Genomic DNA, 24,318 nt, shown 5'->3' on the forward strand with positions numbered 1-24,318 from the left:
GCAACGCCCTACGAAAAAAACACACCAGCCACAAGCCCTGAAAGGGCGGAACTGTATACAATTATGCCCTTTCAGGGCGCAAATTCAGATTACCGTTTTTTCGTAGGGCGTTGCCCTACACTATATAATTAAGCCCTTTCAGGGCACTCCGTAAAATTTACCGTTTATAGGTTTGCCTTAACAGCATCAATCAATTCCTGATATTCTGCATCAGTCAGATAAACCTTTCCCGGGTTCATTTGGAATATACCTCCATAATCAGGGCCATCCACATACTTAGGAGCTAAATGAAAATGTAGATGAGACAATTTATCCGAGTAAGCACCATAATTAATTTTTTCCGGTTGGAAAGCTTTTTGCATGGCACGAGTGACACGTGCTACATCTGCCATAAAAGCATTACGGTCTTCATCACTCAATTCATTTAAATCGTTCACATGGTCTTTGTAAGCAACAAGACAACGTCCACGATAGGTTTGTTCTTTAAACAGAAACACACGTGACACACTCAATTGCGCTATCTCAATCATCAGATTATGCAGCGTTTCATTGTTCTGGCAATACAGACATTCTTTCGGATCACTCTTCATGATATTATTATTTTAAGTTTTTATCGTTGCAAAAATAAGTATTCCATTCTTATCCGGCTTGTACTTTTTCGTTTTTTTGATCGACTAATTGGTATACATCCTCTTTTTCACCTACCACCCAAACAACATCACCTTCTTCGAGCGGAGCATTTACATCGGGAACCATCAACGTACCGTCTTCACTCTCAACGCCCGCTATCATGCAATGATATTTGTCGCGAATACCCGATTCACGAATCGTTTTACCCAGAAAAACAGAATCACTGTCAATGATAAATTGCTTCAAAGCCATTTCACTCTTTTCATAGACCTCCCAGTCTATCTTCGCTCCATTTTGCATCGCTTCATTAAAGACGCTCAATTGTTCATCTGTTCCTATCACCTGTATCTTATCCATAGGAAACAGTCGGACAGAACCACCCGGAATATTAATACGTCTCTTTCCACGAAGGATAGAAGCCACATGAACTCCAAACTTCTTTCCCAGATTCAGTTCCATCAATGTCTTTCCTGCCCAACAAGATTCACCCGGAATTTCCATATCAGCAAGATGTAAATCATGTGACAACAAACGCCCGGCATATTCCGGTTTTTTCTCTCCCAAATACTCTGCACGTACATCTCTGGAACGAAGATTCTGAAAAAAGCGACGTTCAATCAGTATCGATTGCTTCTTCAGACGGCGAGACCATACCATCAGCAAAACGACAAGTACGGCCACGCCAATAATCAAGCCGATAGACGCCTTAAATAATCCGGAAATAACAAAGATGACAAAAAGCACTGCTATCATAATGCGAATCACGATTGTTGATAACAATGGTGCACGATTAGCACGATTATCATGCCATAAAGTCATAAACTCGACTGAATGATTTTTCTTCACCATGATGGCACGCAAGAAAGGGGCAATACACAGAATGATAAATACGGCTCCTAATAACGACGCCCAGAAATGAGGCAGATTCTCTTTAAAGAATGGCACGACAAAACGAAAAGAAAGTGCAACAATCGATATGCTGACAATTGAATAAACGACCGTAATACGTACCATTGCCAAGATTAGCTTCTTCCACAAATTCTCATGATTGAGTGCTGTTTGCGAACCGGAAGAGTAACGCATCATCATTTTTTTCCATGATTCCGGAAGATGTGCATCTACAAAAGTAGAAGCCGGCTCGGCTAAACGAATCATGTAAGGAGTTAGGAAAGTAGTAATGACAGAGACTGCTACTACTATCGGATACAGAAAATCACTCGTTACATGCAAGGAGACTCCCAAAGAGGCAATAATAAATGCAAATTCACCGATCTGCGTTAAACTAAAGCCGCATTGCATAGCCGTCTTTAATGGTTTTCCGGAAAGTATGACACCGAAAGTACCAAAAACAGACTGCCCCAAAATAACAGCCAAAGTGATTACTATAATAGGAACAGCATATTCTACAATCATTGCCGGATCTACCATCATACCGACCGATACGAAAAAGATAGCTCCGAAAAGGTCCTTAACAGGCTTCACCAGCCGGTCTATGGATTCCGCTTCAATCGTTTCTGCCAAAATAGAGCCCATAATAAATGCACCAAATGCAGCAGAGAAACCTGTATGAGCTGCCATCACTACCATACCAAAGCAAAGCGCCAACGACACAATAAGCAAAGTCTCCTCTCCCATCAATCTCCGGCAGCGCTTTAAGAATTCAGGAATCAAATAAATGCCGACAACAAACCACAGGATAAGGAAAAACAATAATTTGCCGATACTCTCCAACATTTCGGTCCCTTCAAAATTATGGCTGACCGCCATCGTGGAAAGCATCACCATTAATACAATGGCTAAAATATCTTCCAAAATCAAGATACTCAACACTAGTCCGGTAAACTGTTTCTTCCTTAATCCCAAATCGTCAAAAGCTTTATAAATAATAGTGGTAGACGACATCGCAATCATACCACCCAGAAACAGACTGTCCATCCGGTGCCAGCCAAAGCCCATACCGACTCCTATACCCAACAAAATCATACAAAAGATGATGGTACAGGCAGCTATGATGGCAGAACCACCCACCTTGACAATCTTCTTAAAACTAAATTCCAAACCGAGAGCAAACAGTAAGAAAATGACACCAATATCTGCCCATGTCTTAATATTGGCAGTATCCATCACTGAAGGAGTATACGGCATATGCGGACTTGCCAGGAATCCGGCAACTACATATCCCAAGACCAGAGGTTGCTTCAACTTCTTAAACAACAAAGTCATAACACCGGCACAGATCAATATCAGTGCGAGGTCAGCTATAAGAGTAGGTAATTGAGACATTATTTCATCGTATTTGATGACAAAATTATATTATTTCTATGGGATAAACAACATATCTACGGATATGTTTTGCAATAACGTCCTAAAATAAGTTAGCCCCGGATAGAGTCGATACTTATCCGGGGCTATACACAACAACCAGCTTATTTCTTATTTTCTAAAAGGAGGTTTCACTACCACTGCTTTTAACTTCCGACCACGCATATCAATACAGATTTCCGTGCCCACCTTACTATATTCCGGCTTTACATATCCCATACCGATACCAATTTTACGGGTAGGCGACATCGTACCGGAAGTAACCACTCCCACTTGCTCGCCTTCAGCATTTACCAGTTCATAGCCGTGGCGGGGAATCCCGCGGTCAACCATTTCAAAACCAACCAGTTTGCGGGTAACACCTTCCGTTTTCTGTTTTTCCAGCAACGGACGGTTGATAAAATCCTTACCTTCCACAAACTTAGTAATCCAGCCCAGTCCGGCTTCTATCGGAGAAGTAGTATCATCCAAGTCATTACCATACAGACAGAAGCCCATTTCCAACCGAAGTGTATCACGAGCTCCCAAACCGATAGGTTTAATGCCGTATTCCTCACCAGCTTCAAAAACCGCTTTCCATATACGATCAGCAACAGACGGATAGAAATAAAGTTCGAAACCTCCCGCACCGGTATAACCCGTATTGGAGATTATCACATTCTCTTCACCTGCAAACGTTCCAACTTTAAATGTATAATATGGAATAGAAGCAAGATCAATGTCCGTCAACTTTTGCAGAGCTAGAACAGCCTTCGGGCCCTGTACAGCGAGTTGAGCTATGTTGTCCGAAGAGTTTTCCAACTCGGCCCCTTCTGTATTGTGAGAAACACACCAGTTCCAGTCTTTTTCCATATTGGCAGCGTTGACTACCAGCATGTATTTTTCCGGCTCGTACTGATACACCAGCAAATCATCTACAATACCTCCCTCTTCATTTGGAAAACAGGTATATTGTATTTTACCCGGAGCCAGTGCCGCCACATTATTGGAAGTTATTTTCTGCAGAAAGGCTAATGCATGTGGACCTTTCACCCAAAATTCTCCCATGTGCGACACATCAAATACACCGACACTTTGACAAACAGTCAGATGTTCGTCAATGATACCGGAGTACTCAATAGGCATATTATAACCTGCAAACTCGTGCATTTTAGCACCGAGCATGATATGTTTCTCTGTAAACGGAGTGGTTTTCATTATTTTAAAGTATTAAGTATTAATCAAGTATTAAGTTTTAAGTATTAAGTATTACCTGTGTTTACCCCCTTTTTTATTTGGAAGCTACCAGTTCAGCTATTTTCACGATCACTTTCATGGCCTTCTCCATATTCTGAACAGGTACGAATTCGTAACGTCCGTGGAAATTCAGACCACCGGCAAAGATATTCGGACAAGGCAATCCTTTGAAAGAGAGCTGCGCACCATCCGTACCTCCACGAATCGGTTTTACGTTCGGTTTCACGCCAACGGCTTCCATAGCTGCAAAAGCAGTATCGATGATGTGCATTACCGGTTCTATTTTCTCACGCATATTATAATACTGGTCGCGCAGTTCGAGTGTCGCAGTACCAGCTCCATATTCAGCGTTCATTTGAGCTACCAGACGTTCTATCTCTTTTTTACGGTTCTCAAATTTTGCACGGTCATGATCGCGGATGATATAAGACACAGTGCTTTGCTCCACATCCCCCTGAATACCGATCAAATGATAGAATCCTTCATAGCCGGTCGTATGTTCCGGTCTTTCCTGTGAGGGAAGCATCGTGATAAACTGATTGGCAAGATAGATAGAGTTAATCATCTTATCCTTGGCATATCCCGGATGCACATTACGTCCTTTAAAGGTTATTTTTGCGGCAGCGGCATTAAAGTTCTCAAACTCCAACTCCCCTACTTCACCTCCATCCATCGTATATCCCCATTCGCAACCGAATTTCTCTACATCGAATTTATGAGCACCTTCACCGATTTCTTCGTCAGGATTGAAGCCGATACGGATTTTACCGTGCTTGATTTCGGGATGTTCCTTCAGATAAACCATCGCTGATACAATTTCCGCGATACCGGCTTTGTCGTCGGCACCGAGCAACGTTTTTCCGTTGGTTACAATCAAGTCTTCTCCCTTATGATCCAGCAATTCCGGGAATTGTGATGGAGAAAGGACTACATTCTCTTCAGCACAAAGCACAATATCCGAACCGTCATACTTTTCCACAATGCGCGGAGTGACATCTTTACCCGTCATATCAGGACTTGTATCCATGTGGGCAATAAACCCGATAGTGGGTACTTCTTTATTTATATTGGCAGGAAGTGTAGCAAAAAGATAGCCATGCTCATCCAAAGTAATATCTTCCAATCCCAAAGATTCCAACTCTTTTTTCAAGTATTCAGCAAAAATCATCTGCTTCGGAGTACTTGGAGTAAGCCCTGTCGATTCATCAGATTGTGTATCGAAGCTTACATACTTTAAAAATCTGTCTACTAAAGTCATATTGTTTTAATTACAAGTTACTAATTACAATTTACAAATTGATAGTTTATAGTGCCGTAAAGGTAAAAAAAGAGCCGTGAATTACAAAGCAATTCACGGCTCTTTTTATTGTATACTTTTATCCGGATACTTAAATATCCTATTTGACTACTTTAAAAATGGCTGCTACCATCAAAGCAATGTGTACAAACCTTGCATTTAGGTAATCCGATAGCCTCAATCAGCGTTTCCAGTGTATTAAACTTCAATGAACTGAGACCGAAACGCTCTGCAATAATACTAACCATCTTATCGTATTCCGGAGAACCGGTAGTAGCATATTTCTCCAGGTTCTTATTCTCATCCCCTTCCAGTTCCTTGATAATACGACGGGTAATCAACTCCAATGCATTTTTAGAAGCCGAAAAACCAACAAACGGACAAGCATAAATCAATGGCGGACAAGCGATACGCATGTGCACCTCCTTTGCTCCGTAATCATACAGAATCTTCACATTGTCACGTAATTGAGTTCCCCGCACGATTGAATCGTCACAGAACAACAAACGTTTATTTTGCAGCATGGCACGGTTGGGAATCAACTTCATCTTAGCAACAAGCGAACGCATCTCCTGATTGCTCGGAGTGAAGCTACGAGGCCATGTCGGTGTATATTTTGAAATAGCACGATGGTAAGGAACCCCCTTTCCTTCGGCATATCCTAAAGCCATACCCACTCCCGAATCAGGAATACCGCAAGCACAATCCACTTCCGATTCATCTGTCTGTCCCATTTTCAATCCGCTGGTGAAACGCACTTCCTCTACATTCTTTCCTTCATAACAAGAAGTCGGGAAACCGTAGTACACCCACAAAAACGAGCAAATCTGCATATCCTCATTGGGCTTGCGAAGCTGGTCAACATGATCGTCATACATACGGACAATCTCACCGGGACCTAAATATCTCTCAATCTCATAATCCAGATTCGGAAAACTGGACGATTCGCTCGTTGCAGCATAAGCACCGTCTTTCCTTCCAATCACCACCGGAGTACGTCCCCATCGGTCACGGGCAGCGATGATACTACCATCTTCCGTCAGAAGCAACATCGAACAAGAACCCTTAATGTGCTTAAACACATTTTCGATACCTTCCACAAAAGTTCTGCCTTGTATAATAAGTAATGCGATAAGTTCCGTCTGGTTGGTGTTGCTCGAACTAAGTTCGGCGAAGTGCATGTTTTGACTGAGAAGTTCTTCTTCCAATTCCTGGATATTGACTATTTTAGCGACTGTGACAATGGCGAAGCGCCCGAGGTGAGAATTGATGATGATAGGTTGTGCGTCTGTGTCGCTAATGATGCCGATGCCGGCGTTTCCTTTGAATTTGTCCAGTTCTCCTTCAAACTTGGTTCGGAAATAAGTACTTTCCAAATTGTGAATGGAGCGTATAAAACCTTTTTCCTCACTGTATGTTGCGAGTCCTCCTCGCTTGGTACCCAGATGTGAGTTATAATCTGTGCCGTAGAATAAATCAGTCACGCAGCTAGTTTTCGAGACTGTTCCGAAAAAACCTCCCATGTTGTTCTCTTTATTGATGATGTTTTAAAAAAGATGGCGCAAAAGTACAAAAAAGAATTCGTCCTATAAAAAAAGCGCTCCGCAAAGTTTTAGTTTTCTTTGCGAAGCACAACTAATATTTATTAAAAAGCGGGGAATCCGAAAACAATCTTTTTACCGGAATCTTATTTCCATTTCTTGATCGTTTTCAAGTCAGCGGGAGTTGCTTCAATCAAACTTACTGCAAATCCTCCGCTACGTGCCAGCTTCACAGACATCTTATTCTTGTTTGTAACAAGTCCTTTTTTTATCTGGTAAGAAGTAGGATTCTTTTCAAAATCCGCCTCCTTTCCGTCAGCATAAAGAGTAGCTACATATTGTTTTCCCGGTTCGAGAAAATCAAGTGTAAAAGCAGAAGTACGGGGATTCTCATCGGTGATACCACCTACAAACCAGTTATCAGTACCTTTTGCCTTACGTGCTACGGTAATATAATCTCCCGGTTCCGCTTCCAGATACTTGCTGTCATCCCAATCAACGGCTACATCCTTGATAAATTGAAATGCATCCATGTGACGTTCGTAACTCTCCGGAAGGTCGGCTGCCATTTGCAAAGGACTGTACATCGTTACATAAAGTGCCAACTGTTTTGCCAAAGTTGTACGTACAAAACTGTGGTCGCCTGACAGGAAAGAAAGTTTTGTATCAAAGATACCCGGTGTATAATCCATCGGTCCACCAATCTGACGGGTGAAAGGAAGCAAGGTGGTATGGAACGGCTTATTCCCTGCAAAGGCTTCATATTCCGTGCCACGAGCCGATTCATTACCGATCAGATTCGGATATGTGCGACATAATCCTGTCGGACGGGTTGCTTCGTGAGCATTTACACAGATCTTATATTCGGCCGCTTTTTCCACCGCATATAAATAATGATTGTTCATCCACTGTCCGTAATGATGTTCTCCACGCGGAATAATATTACCTACATACCCGCTCTTCACAGCATTGTATCCGTTATCTATCATAAACTGATAGGCTTTATCAAGATGGCGCTCGTAGTTACGTACAGAAGCGGAAGTCTCGTGATGCATCATCAGCTTCACTCCTTTTTCCTTTGCATACGCATTGAGCATCTTCACGTCAAAATCAGGATACGGAGTTACGAAATCAAAGACATAATCCTTCGAATTTCCGAACCAGTCTTCCCAGCCTTCATTCCAGCCTTCCACTAAGATCTGGTCGAATCCATGCTCTGAAGCAAAGTCAATGTAACGCTTCACTTTGTCATTATTGGCTGCATGACGCCCGCTCGGTTTTGTTTGGGAATAATCCGTCTGTCCCAGTTTCACAGAATAAACATCATCCGTGTACGACCAGGAACTTTTTCCGGTAATCATTTCCCACCACACACCGATGTATTTCACCGGCTTAATCCAGGAAACATCTTCGTAGGCACAAGGTTCATTCAAGTTCAAAGTCAATTTGGAAGCCAGAATATCACGAGCATCATCACTGACAATCACCGTGCGCCAGGGTGAACGGCAAGGCGTTTGCATATAACCTTTATCCCCTTTTGCATCAGGAGTCAGCCATGATTCAAAAATCAGGTTCTGATCGTCAAGGTTCAGATGCATACAAGAATAATCAACCAAAGCCGCTTCATGCAGATTGATATACAACCCGTCGGCTGTCTTCATTTGCAAAGATGTCTGCACACCTGTTGGTGAAAAAGGAGTTTGAGAAGCATTTGGAGTAATTGCCCCTTGCAACAATCCGCGAATCTCTGAAAGCTTGGATTCGGTATAGTCATATTCCTGCGTATCATAATCGCCTGGAATCCAGAATGCCGTATGATCGCCGGCCATAGCAAACTGCGAATGTTCTTCTTTTATAACGAAGTAATTCAGATTCTTTTGCTGCGGGAACTCATAGCGGAACCCCAAGCCATCATTATAAAGACGAAAACAAATAATCAGATTACGATCTTGCGCCTTTTGATTCAGGGTAACAGCCATTTCATTATAATGGTTGCGGATCGATTTCACCTCTCCCCACACCGGTTCCCATGTTTCATCAAAAGCAGAAGTTTTAATATCGGCCAGAGTGAATCCATTCATCAGTCCGGGATCATTTTTCAATTCCAGTCCCAGTTTCGAAGGTTTAATCACCTCTTTTCCTTTATAAGAGAGTTCATACACCGGTTCTCCTTGCATGTTGACAGAGAAATTAAGTTTTAATTGTCCGTCAGGAGAAGTGATACTTTCGGCCTTTGCTGATGTGCCGAAGAAAAAAGAGAGCAACAGGCAGACCCACATTGCAGTTCCTATTTTCATGTTCTTCATGATATAAATGAGTTAGTTAATAATCGTATGGCAAAGATAGACCGGAAATCCAAGTAGTGTTTTTCTTTATAAAGAAAATATAGAGGAATACAGATTCAAAAACGAAATAAGTACTTAATAATAAAACAGATAACACATTTTGTCTCCCCCCCAAAAATATAGTGTCTATGGTGATTAAATTAAAAGGATTAAATATGAATATTGCATAATCTTTCTATATTTGCAGATTATTATCTCAATCACATCAACAAACATTTTATTATTTATATGACACAACACCTTAGTTTATCCCGGAGGCTTCCAACAATTCGAAAAGGATTTTGAAGCCGCCTACAAATAATATCAATCTTTCAATCAAATGAGTAAAGAAGTTATCTATATCTTTATCGGTGGAGGAACTGGTAGTGCACTACGTTATTTTATCCAGTTGTTAATGCACGAACGAATCGTCCCTTATCATTTTCCATGGGCCACTTTCACGGTCAATCTTCTCGGCAGTTTTCTCATCGGTCTGTTCTATGCTCTTTCAGAGCGATTCCACCTTCCGTTCGAGGTCCGTTTGTTTCTGACAACGGGTTTATGTGGAGGTTTCACAACGTTCTCTACTTTCTCCAGTGATGGCGTAGGTCTGCTGAAAGGAGAATTTTACGGAGCATTTGTTCTATATACATTATTAAGTATAGGAATAGGATTAGCCGCAACGTTAGCCGGCGGATATGTGGGAAAACAGATTTAATAATTCGAATATAAATCCTACCTTTACGGCATGATTAAAAGAAACCCAACCAAACCCGTCCGCGTTGTTCCTCCCATGATGGAAGAACAGGAAGTCAGTACTATTACCCTACAGGAATGGCTCGACAGAGAAGAAACCGTCTCTCATCTTTTATTCTGCAAAGGAAAAGAAGAAGGCATCGACAAATCTTACAAAAGTTTCAAAAACTGCACCTTTCAGCATCAGACATTCAGCGAATGTAAATTCCGTTCCTCTCAACTGAGCGATGTCAGGTTCGAGAACTGCGACCTATCCAACATTTCTTTTGCTGAAAGTTCGCTCTACCGGGTAGAATTCATTTCCTGCAAACTATTGGGTACCAATTTATCGGAAACAACGATGAATCACGTCTTGCTGCATGACTGCAACGCAGGTTATATCAATCTGGCTATGAGTAAAATGAACCAGGTACGTTTTGCACACAGCCAGCTCCGCAACGGAAGTCTGAACGACTGCCGTTTTTCATCCGTCGCATTTGAGAGTTGCGATCTCGTAGAAGCCGATTTTTCACACGCTCCGCTTCGCGGAATAGATTTGCGCACTTCCCGTATCAGCGGAATCACGCTTAACATCAGCGATCTGAAAGGGGCTGTCATCACTTCCCTGCAAGCAATGGATTTGCTTCCACTGTTAGGGGTTATTATCGAAGATTAAAATCCTGCAAATTCACCCCGCCGCACTCAAACAAAAAGCATCGTCCCGTTGTTATAGTATAAGGTCGGACTAACGACATATAGGGAATAGGCACAAAAAGAATACCTATTTATAGTGATTTCTCACTCCCCGTCAAGTCCGTACTTTTGCAGAAATCTTATTCAAAAACAATAGAAACGATGAAAATTGAAAAAATTGTAGCTCGAGAAATTCTCGATTCAAGAGGTAACCCCACAGTAGAAGTTGACGTAGTATTGGAATCCGGCATTATGGGACGTGCATCTGTGCCGTCAGGTGCTTCCACAGGTGAACACGAAGCATTGGAACTTCGCGATGGTGACAAACAGCGCTATGGTGGAAAAGGAGTACAAAAAGCGGTTGATAATGTAAATAAAATCATCGCTCCGAAACTGATTGGTATGTCTTCACTCAATCAGAGAGGTATCGACTACACAATGCTGGCATTGGACGGCACTAAGACTAAATCGAATTTAGGTGCTAACGCTATTCTCGGTGTATCTCTTGCCGTAGCTAAAGCTGCTGCCAACTATCTGGATCTTCCTCTATACCGCTATATCGGTGGAACAAATACGTATGTAATGCCTGTACCGATGATGAACATCATCAACGGTGGTTCACATAGCGATGCTCCGATCGCATTCCAGGAATTTATGATCCGTCCCGTAGGTGCTCCTTCTTTCAGAGAAGGTCTGCGCATGGGTGCTGAAGTATTCCACGCTTTAAAGAAAGTCTTGAAAGACCGTGGCCTTAGCACTGCTGTAGGTGATGAAGGTGGTTTCGCACCTAACCTCGAAGGTACGGAAGATGCTTTGAATTCTATTCTGGCCGCTATCAAAGCAGCAGGATACGAACCGGGCAAAGACGTTATGATCGGTATGGACTGTGCTTCTTCCGAATTCTACCACGATGGTATTTACGATTATACCAAGTTTGAAGGTGAAAAAGGTAAGAAACGCACTTCCGCAGAACAAGTTGACTATCTGGAAGAACTAATCAACAAATTCCCTATCGACTCTATCGAAGACGGTATGAACGAAAACGACTGGGAAGGCTGGAAAAAGCTGACCGAACGCATCGGCAACCGTTGCCAGTTGGTAGGTGACGACCTGTTCGTAACCAACGTAGATTTCCTTGCAATGGGTATCGAAAAAGGCTGTGCCAACTCTATCCTGATTAAAGTAAACCAAATCGGTTCGCTGACAGAAACACTGAACGCTATCGAAATGGCTCACCGTCATGGATACACTACTGTTACTTCTCACCGTTCGGGTGAAACAGAAGATGCTACTATCGCCGATATCGCAGTAGCTACTAACAGCGGACAGATCAAGACAGGTTCTTTAAGCCGCTCAGACCGTATGGCTAAATACAATCAGTTACTCCGCATTGAAGAGGAACTGGGAGATTTGGCTGTATATGGTTACAAGAGAATTAAATAATTCAATATTCTCTTACTTGAATAATTCATCCCCGGACAATTAGATTATCCGGGGATTTTTACATATTAACCATTCACTAAATCTTTTTGCATTGTAAGAAAACTAGCTTCACTAAGCATCAATAAATATCTCCAATATTTTGCGAATTGAATTAATAAGGCTACATTTGCAACGTCTAACATATTAACAGACGGTGGGGAAACCTGCCTACTATCGCAGCGAGCATTTTTATGTTCGTATGTGAACTCTTATATGGGCGGTTTCGTCCCCCCATAGAGAGTGTTAATGCACCTCTAAACCTGCCGTCGGTATGTTAGACAATGGGACAGGCGAAACCGCTTTTTTATTAGCACTTCTTCCTCTCCCATCAATCTATTATTCATCTTTTAAATTCTAATGATTATGGAAAACAGTCAATTAAAAGACTTACAGGAAGAGGTTTCAGAAGCTACGAAACAGTATATCCTGACTACATTCAATTCTGAAAATGGAATGAAAACGTATTATTTGCAGATGTCAAACATAATACGCTCTGCGCACATTAATCCTCCCATTGACACCGAATACAACAGTTTAAAAAAGCTAAGCAAAAAGCTCAAGCAATATTGTACTTTCATTCAAACACTTGGCGAACATGAATGGGACAAGGGAATAGCCGATATTCAGAAAGCATTAGGCATTTATCTAATGCAAAATAACATCGAAAGTAAAGAACGCAAACAAACGAACCAAGAAATTGCCTCTCAACTGCAATTCATCGTTTTTCTCTCCGGGAATATAAATATCATCAAGCAACTTCATGGAATATTGCAACGCCATTTATCCAATGTGATGCTTTTACTCAGATCCTATCCTGAGCATAATATACAAGAATGAATAACAATAATGAATCAAAAAGAAACTGTAAATCTTTGCTTTTCTTAAAAATGGGATATTACAACAATTAGGGAACTGTGTATTTCGATAATATGCGAATATATATAAAAAAGCATCCAGACTAATACCTGAATGCTTTTTTCTTGGATTTGTTATATATCCTTTTTTGAGCCTCTTGTCGGATTCGAACCAACGACCCCGAGATTACAAATCACGTGCTCTGGCCAACTGAGCTAAAGAGGCGGGTGGGTAAGCTATCTATATCGCGCCGCTACAACCAACTACCTTTGCTGCGATCAAGCCCTGGAGGATTCGAAGGGAGCTGGCCGTATAGGACTTACCCGTTTTGCGGTTGCAAAGGTAGACATTTTTATGTATTCTGCAATAGCTGCAGACAACTTTTTTACTAACAAAAGACTAACAGGCTACATTTCAGGCAATTAAAATTGCAAAAAAATATTCAGACAGCAACTTCCTCTGCTTTATTAACTTTAACAACCAGATTTCCCCTACCAACCGATATTATTTGTACCTTTGTGCGCAATTTATAAATGAAGATGACAGAGAACAGAAGCTATTTACAAAAATATGCCATGCATTTTGGCACGTATATGGGAATCTACTGGATATTGAAGTTCATATTATTTCCGCTGGGATTCCACATACCTTTCCTTTCGCTCTTATTTGTAATCCTGACATTATCCGTACCTTTCATCGGATATCACTATGCGAAAATGTACCGGGATAAGATTTGCGGAGGAAGTATCCAATTTTCACATGCCATGCTCTTTACCATATTTATGTATATGTTTGCTTCTCTGCTGGTAGCTGTGGCTCACTACGCCTATTTCCAATTCATCGATCATGGATTTATCATCAACTCTTACATCCAGTTGTGGGACGAACTGATGACCAACACCCCGGCTCTGATAGAAAACAAAGAAGTTATAAAAGAAACAATAGATACCGCCCGTTCACTTACTTCCATCAATATCACCATGCAACTATTGTCATGGGATGTATTTTGGGGAAGTATCCTGGCCATTCCCACCGCATTGATGGTAATGAAAAAGGCCAAACCGGAAAATGACGGAGTGTCTCAATCGTAATTTATAATTCGTAAGTAATTAGTAATAAAAAAATGGATATATCAGTTGTAATCCCATTATTCAATGAAGAAGAGTCACTACCCGAACTCTATGCTTGGATAGAACGGGTAATGCAAGCCAACGGATTCTCATTCGAAGTGATTTTCGTTAACGATGGAAGTACCGACCATTCATGGGAAGTGATCGAAAAGTTTAAAGCTCAATCGGAACATGTAAAAGGTATCAAATTCCGCCGTAACTACGGTAAATCACCTGCACTCTACTGTGGATTCGCTGAAGCGGAAGGAAACGTAGTCATAACGATGGATGCGGACCTACAAGATAGCCCAGACGAAATCCCCGAACTTTACCGGATGATTACAAAGGATGGCTACGACCTGGTATCCGGCTGGAAGCAAAAGAGATATGATCCAATTTCAAAGACACTGCCCACCAAGTTGTTTAATGCTACTGCCCGCAAAGTATCAGGCATCAAAAACCTGCACGACTTCAACTGCGGATTGAAAGCCTATCGCAAAGAGGTCGTAAAACATATCGAAGTGTACGGTGAGATGCATCGTTATATACCTTATTTGGCAAAGAACGCCGGATTCAAGAAAATCGGTGAAAAGGTGGTACACCACCAGGCGCGTAAATACGGCACAACAAAATTCGGACTGAACCGTTTCGTAAACGGGTATCTGGATTTACTCTCTCTTTGGTTCCTCTCCAGATTCGGCATCAAGCCGATGCATTTCTTCGGACTGTTGGGATCATTGATGTTTCTGATAGGAATGATTTCTGTCATCATCGTAGGTGCCAGTAAACTATATGCCATGTACAACGGTCTCCCCTACCGACTGGTGACCGACTCTCCCTATTTCTATTTGTCACTTACGGCAATGATTATAGGTACGCAATTATTCTTAGCCGGATTCCTTGGCGAACTCATCTCGCGCAATGCACCGGAACGGAATAACTATCAGATAGAAAAGAAAATTTGATTCACATTCAATAAACTGACTATGAAGAATTTAATTCGTATCTTTCTCATATTGACTATCATTGGCGGTGCAGTCAGCTTACACAGTGCCTGCTCGGATGAGAACGATTGCTCATTGGCAGGACGTCCGATGATGTACTGCACAATATATACCATTAATCCGGATAACCCTACTATTGCATTAAAAGACACGCTTGATTCATTAACAATCACAGCATTAGGCACCGACTCTATCATTCTGAACAATGAAAAGAATGTGCATACCCTGATGTTACCACTACGATACACAAGTGACACTACTGTGTTCATATTCAGATACGATCCCAAACGTAGAGAAAAAGATTTTGACACATTATACATTGTACAACAAAATACTCCTTATTTCCAGTCCATGGAATGTGGTTATATGATGAAACAAAATATAATCAGCGCTAAATTTGGAAAACCGGGAAGACCGGGTAACCCTCCTCCCTATGGCAACGGGCAGCCGGACCAGATAGATTCTCTTCATATAAAAAATAAAGAAGCCAATACAAATGAAATCGAGAACTTGCAGATATTCTATAATTATCGGCCAGAACGCACACCTGATGAAACGACTAATTAGTCTGCTTCTGCTCTTTTGCATTGGGCTTCCGTTGCTGGCACAACAGCAACGTCCGGCGCAAACGCCCAAAAGAGATCAGAAGAAAAAAGAGGTTGCCGAGATAGATACCATTCCGCTCTACAATGGTACGTATGTCGGTGTGGATTTATATGGCGTTGGAAGCAAGCTGCTGGGAGGCGACTTTATGAGTTCTGAAGTCAGCGTAGCCGTTAACCTCAAGAATAAATTCATCCCTACTATTGAGTTTGGTATGGGAGGAACAGATACCTGGAGCGAAACAGGCATACACTATAAGAGCAAAATGGCCCCATTCTTCCGAATCGGTGTGGACTACAACACCATGGCAAAGAAAAAAGAGAAGAATAGCTACTTGTATGCAGGACTTCGCTATGCATTCAGTTCATTTAAATATGATGTTTCCACAATGCCGGCAGATGATCCTATCTGGGGAGATGTAATAGGTAACCCCAGTTTGGAAGACGGTTATTGGGGAGGAAGTGTGCCATTCAGCCATCTGGGTATGAAAGGATCGGTGCAATGGCTGGAAATCGTTTTAGGCGTCAAAGTACGTATTTACAAAAACTTCAACATGGGGTGGTCGGTACGTATGAAATACAAAACCAAAGCATCTACCGGAGAATATGGAGACCCATGGTACGTGCCCGGTTACGGAAAGTTTAAATCAAATAACATGGGAATCACTTATTCCCTTATTTATAAATTGCCTCTTTAGAATACAATGACAGGACTAGAGATTTGGCTGCTTGCAATAGGTCTGGCGATGGATTGTTTCGCTGTCTCAATTGCAAGCGGTATTATTTTGAAACGTACCCGTTGGAAACCCATGCTAATCATGGCTTTTGCTTTCGGCTTTTTTCAGGCAATCATGCCATTTATCGGATGGATGTGTGCAAAGACATTCAGTCATCTTATAGAAAGTGTAGACCATTGGATTGCTTTCGCGATCCTTGCCTTCTTAGGCGGACGAATGATTTTAGAATCTTTCAAAGAAGAAGAATGTTGTAAACTGTTCAATCCGGCAAATCCGAAAGTGGTATTGACTATGGCAATAGCCACAAGTATTGATGCATTGGCAATCGGCATTTCCTTTGCCTTTCTGGGAGTTCAGGACTATACCGAAATCCTTCCTCCTATCAGCATCATCGGGTTTGTTTCATTTGTCATGTCACTCATCGGTCTGATCTTTGGTATCCAATGTGGCTGCGGCATCGCCCGGAAACTGAAAGCAGAGTTATGGGGAGGTATCATTCTAGTCATTATCGGACTAAAGATATTAATTGAACATTTATTTCTTCAATAAAACGAGTTTTCTTATCAAATAGAAGAGCGTATGAAAACAAAAAAAAGTTTCCTTTGGCTGGCTTTCCTGATTTTGGCAACTATCTGGATATTAGTCAGACATAATCAACAAGTTGGCTATTACAGTGTCAAAGGTTTGGTGTTTGGGACAGTATATAAAATTACTTATCAGCATGACGGTGACTTAAAACCGGAAATAGAAGCTGAACTAAAACGCTTCGACCAATCTTTATCGCCATTCAATGACAGTTCTGTTATCAGTCGCGTCAACCGCAATGAAGAGCTGGTGACTGATAGTTTTTTCCAGAAATGCTTCCATCGCTCGATGGAAATTTCCCGCGAGACAAAGGGTGCTTTCGACATTACAGTAGCCCCTCTTGCCAATGCTTGGGGATTCGGTTTCAAAAAAGGTGCTTTTCCTGATTCATTAATGATAGACAGTCTGTTACAAATCACCGGATATGAAAAAGTGAAAATGGATAACGGCAAAGTTATCAAACAGGATCCTCGTACTATGTTAAGTTGTAGTGCCGTGGCCAAAGGGTATTCGGTAGACGTAATTGCACAACTGCTCGACCGTAAGGGAATAAAAAACTATATGGTAGATATAGGCGGCGAGGTGGTAGTGAAAGGGAAAAATCCTTCCAAAGGCTTATGGCGCATTGGAATCAATAAGCCCATCGACGATTCACTGGCCGTAAACCAAGACTTACAGACAATTCTTGAGATAACAGATTTAGGCTTGGCTACTTCCGGAAACTATCGCAATTATTATTATAAGGATGGGAAGAAATACGCCCATACGATTGACCCTAGAACTGGCTATCCGGTACAACACAATATCTTGTCCTCTACGGTAATCGCCAAAGACTGTATGACTGCCGACGCCCTTGCCACCGCCTTCATGGTGATGGGACTGGAAGAAGCGGAAGCTTTCTGCAAAGCGGATACAACGATTGACGCCTACTTTATTTATAGTGGAGAAAATGGAGAGTTCAAGACTTATTATACGGAGGGAATGAAAAAATACATAACTACTCCGTAATATATATATATATTATACAAACAGAGGTTCTACTTGAGTAAAACAGAACCTCTATTCAATTGGCAAATATCTATTTCATAAACACGAAATACACTGCTGCAATCAGACAAATAAATGCAGCCAGATGATTCCAATGTAAAGCCTCACCTTTAAAGAAGATGGTAGTGAACACTGTAAAAATAACAAGTGTTATTACCTCTTGAATGACTTTTAGTTGCATCAATGAAAACGGGCCTCCATTGCCTATAAAGCCAATGCGATTGGCCGGTATCTGACAGGAATATTCAAAAAAGGCGATCGCCCAGCTGAACGCAATCACACCGATCAGCGGAAGAGCTGCGAACCAACTGTACTCCTGTTTCATCTTTAAATGTCCGTACCAAGCAAATGTCATAAAGACATTAGATACAATCAGTAACAAAATGGTATAGAATCCTTTCATAACAATCTATTCAAATTAATCTATTTTATCTGGTAATAATTCCTCCTGTACATTAGTCATACTGCTCCAAAGGCTATAACGAGCTTCCGGGTTCATCGCTTCCAACTGCCGTAAAATTCCTTTCATATCACTCCGGCTGGACTGCGATTCATAAGGACAATTCTTCATTTGCTTCTGATAATGACGCAAAGCTGCCAATTCTACCAAATCAGCTTCATGGACCAGACACATCGGACGAATAATTGTCATATCAAACTTCTTCATCATCAACCGAGGCGGCATTGTACTGAAAGCTCCCTGATAAGTGATATTCATCAATAAAGTTTCCAAAATATCATCCATATGGTGACCGAGAGCGATTTTATTGCATCCGTGTTCCTTGGCAACTGTGAACAGGGCTTTCCGACGGTTCCATGAACAGAGGAAGCAGGGAGATTTACGTGTGTCGGTAGCAGGATCAAAAGCTGTCTCATACTGCACAAAGGGAACTCCATACGTCTCACAGTGCGCTTTCAAATATTCCGTATCACTCTGATAAGGAATATTCTTCATCACTACATGGACGGCAACGACAGAAAAGCGAGGTTTATAGATACGTGCGCGTCTCCCCAACAGTTCCACAAGCGCCAACGAATCTTTTCCTCCCGATAGTCCGATAAGGATTTTGTCTCCTTCTTCTATCAATCCATATTGCACCACTCCTTTGCTAAACCGCCGTTCAATGCGGCGAATGGTTTTCTCTTCTTCCGTAAATTGTGTCATATCTTTAAAAATCGGCTGCAAAAGTAAGCGAAAAGAATGATTTAAAGAAGAATTAACATAATAGAATCACTGAAAAAGGGTTTATTTCTAATAAATTTGTACTTTTGAACAATTGATAAATGGACCGGTGCCCGAAAGCAGCGATGTTTTCAATCTACCCGTCACTCATAAACGCTCAAAACGATGAAAGGAAAATATATTCTATTTTTAATTTGCAGCCTCTTCCTTTGCGAAGTCTCTGCACAAACGTTGGAACAGGCACGCACCTTATTTACCAAAGGTGAGTACGAACAAGCCAAACCAGTTTTTAAGAAGTATACTAAATCACAACCGTCGAACGGGAATTATAATTATTGGTATGGCGTATGTTGCCTGAAAACCGGAGAGGCGGAAGAGGCGGTGAAACCTCTTGAAATAGCGGTAAAGAAACGTATCACCGGTGGACAACTCTATTTGGGACAAGCATATAATGAGACGTACCGCTTCGAAGATGCCGTGAACTGCTTTGAAGAATACATCGCAGACTTAAGTAAACGCAAGAAACCGACGGAAGAAGCGGAGAAACTTCTGGAGAAAAGCAAATCTGACCTTCGTATGTTGAAGGGGGTTGAGGAAGTATGTATCATCGACAGTTTCGTTGTGGACAAAGCAACTTTCCTGAACGCTTACAAGATCAGCGAAGAATCGGGCAAACTGTTTACTTTCAATGAATTCTTCAAGACAGAAGGAGATCATCCGGGAACTGTTTATGAAACAGAAATCGGAAATAAAATTTATTATAGCGAAAAGGGCGAGAAAGGTAATCTTGATATCTTTTCAAAGAACAAGTTGTTGAATGAATGGAGTGACGGACGTCCGTTACCGGGTAGTATCAATGCTTCCGGGAATGCGAATTATCCGTTTGTTCTATCGGATGGAGTCACCGTTTATTACGCCAGCGATGGCGAGGGATTGGGTGGCTATGATATTTTTGTCACTCGCTACAACACGAATACCGACACTTATCTTGTTCCGGAAAATGTGGGTATGCCGTTCAACTCGCCGTACAACGATTATATGTACGTCATCGATGAATACAACAACCTCGGATGGTTTGCTTCCGACCGTTTCCAACCGGAAGGAAAGGTATGTATTTATGTATTCATCCCTAACACTTCCAAACAGACTTATAATTATGAAGCAATGGAGCAGCAAGAGATCATTCGTCTGGCACAGATTCATTCGCTGAAAGAAACCTGGACGGATAAACAAGCGGTTACCGAAGCACTGCAACGATTGAAAGCTGCTATCAGTCATAAGCCCAAAGAACGCCGTGCCATGGACTTTGAGTTTGTCATTGACGACCATACGACTTACTATCTGATGAGCGACTTTAAATCCGCAAAAGCCAAGACACTTTTCCAACGCTATCAGCAGATGGAAAAAGACTATTATCAACAAGAAGAAAAGCTGAACGGCCTTCGTCAACAATATGCCGGTGCCAACCAACAGGGAAAAGCCAAAATGGCTCCTGCCATTCTCGACCTCGAAAAGCGGATACTGCAAATGTCCGAAGAACTCGATGCTCTCGAAGTGAATGTACGTAATGCAGAAAAAACAAAATAAATAATAACTCTGAACTATGGATATACTCATTATCGCCGTTCTCATTATTGCCGCAGTCATACTGTTTCTGGTAGAACTGTTCGTCATCCCGGGCATTAGTCTGGCCGGAATTTCTGCATTGGTTTGCATCCTGTATGCCAACTACTATGCATTCACCAATTTAGGTATGGCAGGAGGATTTGTCACTCTTGGCATATCAACGGTTGCCTGTATCGGATCCCTGATTTGGTTTATGCGATCGAAAATGCTGGACAAACTGGCGTTGAAAAAAGATATCGATTCAAAAGTAGACCGTAGCGCAGAAGATAGCGTCAAAGTGGGTGATATAGGAATCAGTACTACCCGCCTGGCACAAATCGGTTATGCCGAGATTAACGGAAAAATTGTAGAGGTAAAGTCAATAGACGGGTTCCTCAATGAGAAGACTCCGATAATCGTAAGCCGGATCACCGACGGTACAATCATGGTTGAGAAACACAAAGAATAATATTCACTTAATAAAAACATCAATGGAATCATCTTTCTACTTGCCTATCTTTCTGATAGCCGGAGGTATTATCTTCTTGATAATATTTTTCCATTACGTGCCGTTCTTCCTTTGGTTGTCGGCTAAAGTTTCGGGAGTTAACATCTCGCTGATACAACTATTCTTAATGCGTATACGTAACGTTCCGCCGTATATCATCGTTCCGGGAATGATCGAAGCCCACAAAGCCGGTCTGAAAAATATCACCCGCGACGAACTGGAAGCCCATTATCTGGCTGGCGGACACGTAGAAAAGGTAGTTCACGCCTTAGTATCGGCATCGAAAGCCAACATCGAATTGCCTTTCCAGATGGCTACTGCTATCGACCTGGCAGGACGTGACGTATTCGAAGCTGTACAGATGTCTGTAAACCCGAAAGTGATTGATACTCCTCCTGTAACGGCTGTTGCGAAAGACGGTATCCAGTTGATAGCTAAGGCTCGTGTTACAGTACGTGCCAATATCCGCCAGCTGGTCGGTGGTGCAGGTGAAGATACGATCCTTGCCCGTGTAGGTGAAGGTATCGTTTCGTCTATCGGTTCTTCTGAAAACCATAAATCGGTATTGGAGAATCCGGATTCTATCTCTAAACTTGTACTTCGTAAAGGTCTGGACGCAGGAACTGCTTTCGAGATTCTGTCTATTGATATTGCGGACATCGACATAGGTAAGAACATCGGTGCGGCTCTGCAAATCGATCAGGCTAATGCAGATAAGAATATTGCACAGGCAAAAGCTGAAGAGCGCCGTGCTATGGCAGTAGCTTCCGAACAGGAAATGAAAGCAAAAGCACAGGAAGCTCGTGCCAAAGTGATCGAAGCAGAAGCTGAAGTTCCTAAAGCAATGGCTGAAGCTTTCCGCAGTGGAAACTTAGGCATCATGGATTATTATCGCATGAAGAATATCGAAGCTGATACTTCCATGCGTGAGAATATCGCCAAGCCGACAACAGGCAATGCTGGCAATCAGCCATTGAGCAAATAATCGTTCACAAACGCCGGAATCCGATTTTATTTCAGTCGTAAGACGTTCTCCCCTTTCCTATGGAAAAAGAAAGAGACTTCTTCTGAACTTAAATCCGGTTCCGGCGTTTCTATTTATAGATACAATCCTATTATAAAACTAAAACCTTTCAATGACATGAAAAAGTACTTTCCATCCTCTGAATTGATAATCAATGAAGACGGTTCAGTATTCCATCTTCACGTAAAACCCGAATGGTTGGCAGATAAAGTAATCCTGGTAGGTGACCCCGGACGTGTAGCACTCGTAGCTTCTCATTTCGAAAACAAAGAATGTGAAGTGGAAAGCCGCGAATTCAAAACCATCACGGGTACTTACAAAGGTAAACGGATTACGGTAGTCTCTACAGGAATCGGTTGCGATAACATCGACATCGTAATGAATGAATTAGATGCACTCGCCAATATCGACTTTGTCACCCGTGAAGAAAAGGATCAGTTCCGCCAACTGGAATTAGTGCGTATCGGCACATGTGGCGGTCTGCAACCCAATACGCCTGTCGGAACTTTTGTCTGTTCACAAAAGTCCATCGGTTTCGACGGGTTACTGAATTTCTATGCCGGACGTAATGCCGTATGCGATTTGCCTTTCGAACGTGCTTTCCTCAATCACATGGGTTGGTCGGGAAATATGTGCGCTCCTGCTCCTTACGTCATTGATGCCAATGAAGAATTGATTGACCGGATCGCCAAAGACGACATGGTACGTGGAGTGACAATCGCTGCCGGAGGTTTCTTCGGTCCTCAAGGACGTGAACTTCGTATCCCGTTAGCAGACCCGAAACAAAATAATAAGATTGAAGCGTTCGAATATAAAGGTTACAAAATTACCAACTTCGAAATGGAAAGTTCAGCTTTGGCAGGACTTAGCCGATTGATGGGACACAAGGCTATGACCGTCTGCATGGTGATAGCCAACCGACTTATCAAAGAGGCCAACACCGGATATAAGAATACAATCGATACGCTAATTAAGACAGTACTTGACAGGATATAAATCTATATTCAGGAGAGTTAAATTGTAATCGAAAGAATAAAATTGCAATTAAAAGAATGTATAACGGCTTGAATCTTTCACTGATAATATGTGTAGATTCAAGCCATTGTTTTTTTATTAATAACCAATTGTAAATCTCTCCTGATGATGTTTCGGATATTCCAGTTCATCAATCATGGCGGCGGCATAATCTTCAACAGAGATATGGCTGTTTCCTACAATATCTACAATCATATCATCTTTTCCCAACCGATAACGTCCTGTACGTACTCCCGGACGCATATCCGCTGCCGGAGAGAAAAATACCCAGTCTATTTCCTTTTCTTTCTTTAAAAAGTTCAGATAGAACTCTCCTAGAGCTTTCACTCCCGGCAATATATTTTCAGGTACTTCACCGGAATCCATCAGACGCAAGCCCGGAGCGATAAACAAAGAACCGGCACCGCCTACCATCAAAAAGCGATTAACACCCGCTTTCTTCACTCCATCAATAATGGTCAGATAAACTTTGATTGTTTCATCGTATATATCAGGATTATTCCATCCCGGATTGAATGCACTAATAACAGCATCTGCACCCTTACAAACGGCAGCCACTTCATCAAGCGCGGAGACATCGGCTTTCACCACTTTCAGATTTTCATTCTCTATCTTTATCTTTTCCGGATGACGAACCACTGCCGTAACCTCGAAACCACGATTCAATGCTTCATTCAGAAGGGCAGAGCCCACAAAGCCGCTTGCCCCGATAAGGACTATCTTTTTCACTTTCTCCATATTCTAATATATTATAATGTTACTAC

General features: G+C 41.9%; 23 protein-coding genes and 1 tRNA gene. 14 read left to right on the forward strand and 10 right to left on the reverse strand.

The window, feature by feature from the left end; translation table 11 throughout:
- Positions 1-164: 164 nt before the first annotated feature.
- From N5O98_RS23935 to N5O98_RS23960, 6 genes are all read right to left on the reverse strand, one after another.
- On the reverse strand, positions 165-590 hold the full coding sequence (locus tag N5O98_RS23935; protein WP_004309783.1) for an HIT family protein: 426 nt from the start codon (positions 588-590) through the stop codon (positions 165-167).
- 49 nt (positions 591-639) lie between these two features.
- Positions 640-2,913, reverse strand: coding sequence for a cation:proton antiporter (locus tag N5O98_RS23940; RefSeq protein ID WP_004309782.1), 2,274 nt, complete (start codon positions 2,911-2,913; stop codon positions 640-642).
- Positions 2,914-3,063: 150 nt separating this feature from the next.
- Positions 3,064-4,149, reverse strand: a complete 1,086-nt coding sequence (gcvT, locus tag N5O98_RS23945; protein WP_004309781.1) for a glycine cleavage system aminomethyltransferase GcvT — start codon at positions 4,147-4,149, stop codon at positions 3,064-3,066.
- A gap of 73 nt (positions 4,150-4,222) precedes the next feature.
- The gene (gene pepT / locus N5O98_RS23950; protein ID WP_004309780.1) at positions 4,223-5,446 is read right to left on the reverse strand and encodes a peptidase T; all 1,224 of its coding nucleotides are present in this window, start codon (positions 5,444-5,446) and stop codon (positions 4,223-4,225) included.
- A gap of 152 nt (positions 5,447-5,598) precedes the next feature.
- Positions 5,599-7,008 carry an amidophosphoribosyltransferase gene (locus tag N5O98_RS23955; protein ID WP_004302052.1) on the reverse strand — a complete coding sequence of 470 codons (1,410 nt, stop codon included), beginning with the start codon at positions 7,006-7,008 and terminating at the stop codon, positions 5,599-5,601.
- A gap of 164 nt (positions 7,009-7,172) precedes the next feature.
- A complete protein-coding gene (locus tag N5O98_RS23960; protein ID WP_004309779.1) occupies positions 7,173-9,332 on the reverse strand; it encodes a glycoside hydrolase family 97 protein in 2,160 nt (719 codons plus the stop codon).
- 358 nt (positions 9,333-9,690) lie between these two features.
- On the opposite strand from N5O98_RS23960, the gene crcB reads away from it, so the two are divergent.
- The 4 genes from crcB to N5O98_RS23980 all read left to right on the forward strand — a co-directional run bounded on the left by crcB (position 9,691) and on the right by N5O98_RS23980 (position 13,097).
- A complete protein-coding gene (gene crcB, locus N5O98_RS23965; RefSeq protein WP_004309778.1) occupies positions 9,691-10,068 on the forward strand; it encodes a fluoride efflux transporter CrcB in 378 nt (125 codons plus the stop codon).
- Positions 10,069-10,098: 30 nt separating this feature from the next.
- Positions 10,099-10,761, forward strand: coding sequence for a pentapeptide repeat-containing protein (locus tag N5O98_RS23970; RefSeq protein ID WP_008644437.1), 663 nt, complete (start codon positions 10,099-10,101; stop codon positions 10,759-10,761).
- A 179-nt stretch (positions 10,762-10,940) separates the two neighbouring features.
- Positions 10,941-12,221: a phosphopyruvate hydratase gene (gene eno, locus N5O98_RS23975; protein ID WP_004302046.1), complete on the forward strand. Its 1,281-nt coding sequence runs from the start codon at positions 10,941-10,943 to the stop codon at positions 12,219-12,221.
- A 402-nt stretch (positions 12,222-12,623) separates the two neighbouring features.
- Entirely contained in the window at positions 12,624-13,097 is a 474-nt protein-coding gene (locus N5O98_RS23980; protein ID WP_004309775.1) for a hypothetical protein, read from the forward strand.
- Positions 13,098-13,266: 169 nt separating this feature from the next.
- Here N5O98_RS23980 and N5O98_RS23985 read toward each other — a convergent pair.
- Positions 13,267-13,340, reverse strand: a tRNA-Thr gene (locus N5O98_RS23985).
- A 308-nt stretch (positions 13,341-13,648) separates the two neighbouring features.
- On the opposite strand from N5O98_RS23985, the gene N5O98_RS23990 reads away from it, so the two are divergent.
- From N5O98_RS23990 to N5O98_RS24015, 6 genes are read left to right on the forward strand one after another with little or no spacing between them, the layout of a single operon-like run.
- Positions 13,649-14,206, forward strand: a complete 558-nt coding sequence (locus N5O98_RS23990) for a DUF4199 domain-containing protein (RefSeq protein ID WP_015532571.1) — start codon at positions 13,649-13,651, stop codon at positions 14,204-14,206.
- 32 nt (positions 14,207-14,238) lie between these two features.
- The gene (locus N5O98_RS23995; protein WP_004309773.1) at positions 14,239-15,189 is read left to right on the forward strand and encodes a glycosyltransferase family 2 protein; all 951 of its coding nucleotides are present in this window, start codon (positions 14,239-14,241) and stop codon (positions 15,187-15,189) included.
- A gap of 21 nt (positions 15,190-15,210) precedes the next feature.
- Positions 15,211-15,795 carry a DUF6452 family protein gene (locus tag N5O98_RS24000; protein WP_004309772.1) on the forward strand — a complete coding sequence of 195 codons (585 nt, stop codon included), beginning with the start codon at positions 15,211-15,213 and terminating at the stop codon, positions 15,793-15,795.
- Positions 15,779-16,528 (forward strand): DUF6048 family protein, encoded by a 750-nt coding sequence (locus N5O98_RS24005; RefSeq protein ID WP_004309771.1) that lies wholly within the window; start codon positions 15,779-15,781, stop codon positions 16,526-16,528. Before N5O98_RS24000 ends, N5O98_RS24005 begins: the two co-directional genes overlap by 17 nt.
- 6 nt (positions 16,529-16,534) lie before the next feature.
- A complete protein-coding gene (locus tag N5O98_RS24010; protein WP_004302038.1) occupies positions 16,535-17,116 on the forward strand; it encodes a manganese efflux pump MntP in 582 nt (193 codons plus the stop codon).
- Between the two features lie 30 nt (positions 17,117-17,146).
- Complete coding sequence (locus tag N5O98_RS24015) at positions 17,147-18,160, forward strand: FAD:protein FMN transferase (RefSeq protein ID WP_004309770.1); 1,014 nt, start codon at positions 17,147-17,149, stop codon at positions 18,158-18,160.
- A gap of 70 nt (positions 18,161-18,230) precedes the next feature.
- Here N5O98_RS24015 and N5O98_RS24020 read toward each other — a convergent pair whose 3' ends face one another.
- Both N5O98_RS24020 and N5O98_RS24025 read right to left on the reverse strand, forming a co-directional pair.
- A complete protein-coding gene (locus N5O98_RS24020) occupies positions 18,231-18,602 on the reverse strand; it encodes a DMT family protein (RefSeq protein ID WP_004302024.1) in 372 nt (123 codons plus the stop codon).
- Positions 18,603-18,617: 15 nt separating this feature from the next.
- Positions 18,618-19,364 carry an ATP-binding protein gene (locus N5O98_RS24025; RefSeq protein ID WP_004309769.1) on the reverse strand — a complete coding sequence of 249 codons (747 nt, stop codon included), beginning with the start codon at positions 19,362-19,364 and terminating at the stop codon, positions 18,618-18,620.
- Between the two features lie 183 nt (positions 19,365-19,547).
- Here N5O98_RS24025 and N5O98_RS24030 point away from each other — a divergent pair, with 183 nt between their 5' ends.
- From N5O98_RS24030 to N5O98_RS24045, 4 genes are all read left to right on the forward strand, one after another.
- Positions 19,548-20,969 (forward strand): tetratricopeptide repeat protein, encoded by a 1,422-nt coding sequence (locus N5O98_RS24030; RefSeq protein ID WP_004304888.1) that lies wholly within the window; start codon positions 19,548-19,550, stop codon positions 20,967-20,969.
- Between the two features lie 16 nt (positions 20,970-20,985).
- A complete protein-coding gene (locus tag N5O98_RS24035) occupies positions 20,986-21,456 on the forward strand; it encodes an NfeD family protein (RefSeq protein ID WP_004309768.1) in 471 nt (156 codons plus the stop codon).
- A gap of 22 nt (positions 21,457-21,478) precedes the next feature.
- Positions 21,479-22,480, forward strand: coding sequence for a flotillin-like protein FloA (gene floA, locus N5O98_RS24040; RefSeq protein ID WP_004304885.1), 1,002 nt, complete (start codon positions 21,479-21,481; stop codon positions 22,478-22,480).
- Between the two features lie 156 nt (positions 22,481-22,636).
- Positions 22,637-23,515 carry a nucleoside phosphorylase gene (locus N5O98_RS24045; RefSeq protein WP_015532570.1) on the forward strand — a complete coding sequence of 293 codons (879 nt, stop codon included), beginning with the start codon at positions 22,637-22,639 and terminating at the stop codon, positions 23,513-23,515.
- A 117-nt stretch (positions 23,516-23,632) separates the two neighbouring features.
- Here the strand turns inward: N5O98_RS24045 and N5O98_RS24050 are convergent, their stop codons facing one another.
- On the reverse strand, positions 23,633-24,292 hold the full coding sequence (locus tag N5O98_RS24050; protein WP_004302018.1) for an NAD(P)-dependent oxidoreductase: 660 nt from the start codon (positions 24,290-24,292) through the stop codon (positions 23,633-23,635).
- Positions 24,293-24,318: the final 26 nt, after the last annotated feature.

The sequence above is a fragment of the Bacteroides sp. LFL-34 genome, from assembly GCF_027257075.1.
Classification (GTDB): Bacteria; Bacteroidota; Bacteroidia; order Bacteroidales; family Bacteroidaceae; genus Bacteroides; species Bacteroides ovatus.

Excerpts from the sequence above, each read along its gene's own strand:
- N5O98_RS24000 (WP_004309772.1), top strand. The coding sequence starts at position 15,211 with ATGAAGAATTTAATTCGTATCTTTCTCATATTGACTATCATTGGCGGT.
- eno (WP_004302046.1), top strand. The coding sequence starts at position 10,941 with ATGAAAATTGAAAAAATTGTAGCTCGAGAAATTCTCGATTCAAGAGGT.
- pepT (WP_004309780.1), bottom strand. The coding sequence starts at position 5,446 with ATGACTTTAGTAGACAGATTTTTAAAGTATGTAAGCTTCGATACACAA.
- N5O98_RS24025 (WP_004309769.1), bottom strand. The coding sequence starts at position 19,364 with ATGACACAATTTACGGAAGAAGAGAAAACCATTCGCCGCATTGAACGG.
- gcvT (WP_004309781.1), bottom strand. The coding sequence starts at position 4,149 with ATGAAAACCACTCCGTTTACAGAGAAACATATCATGCTCGGTGCTAAA.
- N5O98_RS23980 (WP_004309775.1), top strand. The coding sequence starts at position 12,624 with ATGGAAAACAGTCAATTAAAAGACTTACAGGAAGAGGTTTCAGAAGCT.
- N5O98_RS23970 (WP_008644437.1), top strand. The coding sequence starts at position 10,099 with ATGATTAAAAGAAACCCAACCAAACCCGTCCGCGTTGTTCCTCCCATG.
- crcB (WP_004309778.1), top strand. The coding sequence starts at position 9,691 with ATGAGTAAAGAAGTTATCTATATCTTTATCGGTGGAGGAACTGGTAGT.
- N5O98_RS23935 (WP_004309783.1), bottom strand. The coding sequence starts at position 590 with ATGAAGAGTGATCCGAAAGAATGTCTGTATTGCCAGAACAATGAAACG.
- N5O98_RS24030 (WP_004304888.1), top strand. The coding sequence starts at position 19,548 with ATGAAAGGAAAATATATTCTATTTTTAATTTGCAGCCTCTTCCTTTGC.
- N5O98_RS24045 (WP_015532570.1), top strand. The coding sequence starts at position 22,637 with ATGAAAAAGTACTTTCCATCCTCTGAATTGATAATCAATGAAGACGGT.
- N5O98_RS24010 (WP_004302038.1), top strand. The coding sequence starts at position 16,535 with ATGACAGGACTAGAGATTTGGCTGCTTGCAATAGGTCTGGCGATGGAT.
- N5O98_RS23955 (WP_004302052.1), bottom strand. The coding sequence starts at position 7,008 with ATGGGAGGTTTTTTCGGAACAGTCTCGAAAACTAGCTGCGTGACTGAT.
- floA (WP_004304885.1), top strand. The coding sequence starts at position 21,479 with ATGGAATCATCTTTCTACTTGCCTATCTTTCTGATAGCCGGAGGTATT.
- N5O98_RS24050 (WP_004302018.1), bottom strand. The coding sequence starts at position 24,292 with ATGGAGAAAGTGAAAAAGATAGTCCTTATCGGGGCAAGCGGCTTTGTG.
- N5O98_RS24020 (WP_004302024.1), bottom strand. The coding sequence starts at position 18,602 with ATGAAAGGATTCTATACCATTTTGTTACTGATTGTATCTAATGTCTTT.
- N5O98_RS23960 (WP_004309779.1), bottom strand. The coding sequence starts at position 9,332 with ATGAAGAACATGAAAATAGGAACTGCAATGTGGGTCTGCCTGTTGCTC.
- N5O98_RS24015 (WP_004309770.1), top strand. The coding sequence starts at position 17,147 with ATGAAAACAAAAAAAAGTTTCCTTTGGCTGGCTTTCCTGATTTTGGCA.
- N5O98_RS23940 (WP_004309782.1), bottom strand. The coding sequence starts at position 2,913 with ATGTCTCAATTACCTACTCTTATAGCTGACCTCGCACTGATATTGATC.
- N5O98_RS23990 (WP_015532571.1), top strand. The coding sequence starts at position 13,649 with ATGAAGATGACAGAGAACAGAAGCTATTTACAAAAATATGCCATGCAT.
- N5O98_RS24035 (WP_004309768.1), top strand. The coding sequence starts at position 20,986 with ATGGATATACTCATTATCGCCGTTCTCATTATTGCCGCAGTCATACTG.
- N5O98_RS23995 (WP_004309773.1), top strand. The coding sequence starts at position 14,239 with ATGGATATATCAGTTGTAATCCCATTATTCAATGAAGAAGAGTCACTA.
- N5O98_RS24005 (WP_004309771.1), top strand. The coding sequence starts at position 15,779 with ATGAAACGACTAATTAGTCTGCTTCTGCTCTTTTGCATTGGGCTTCCG.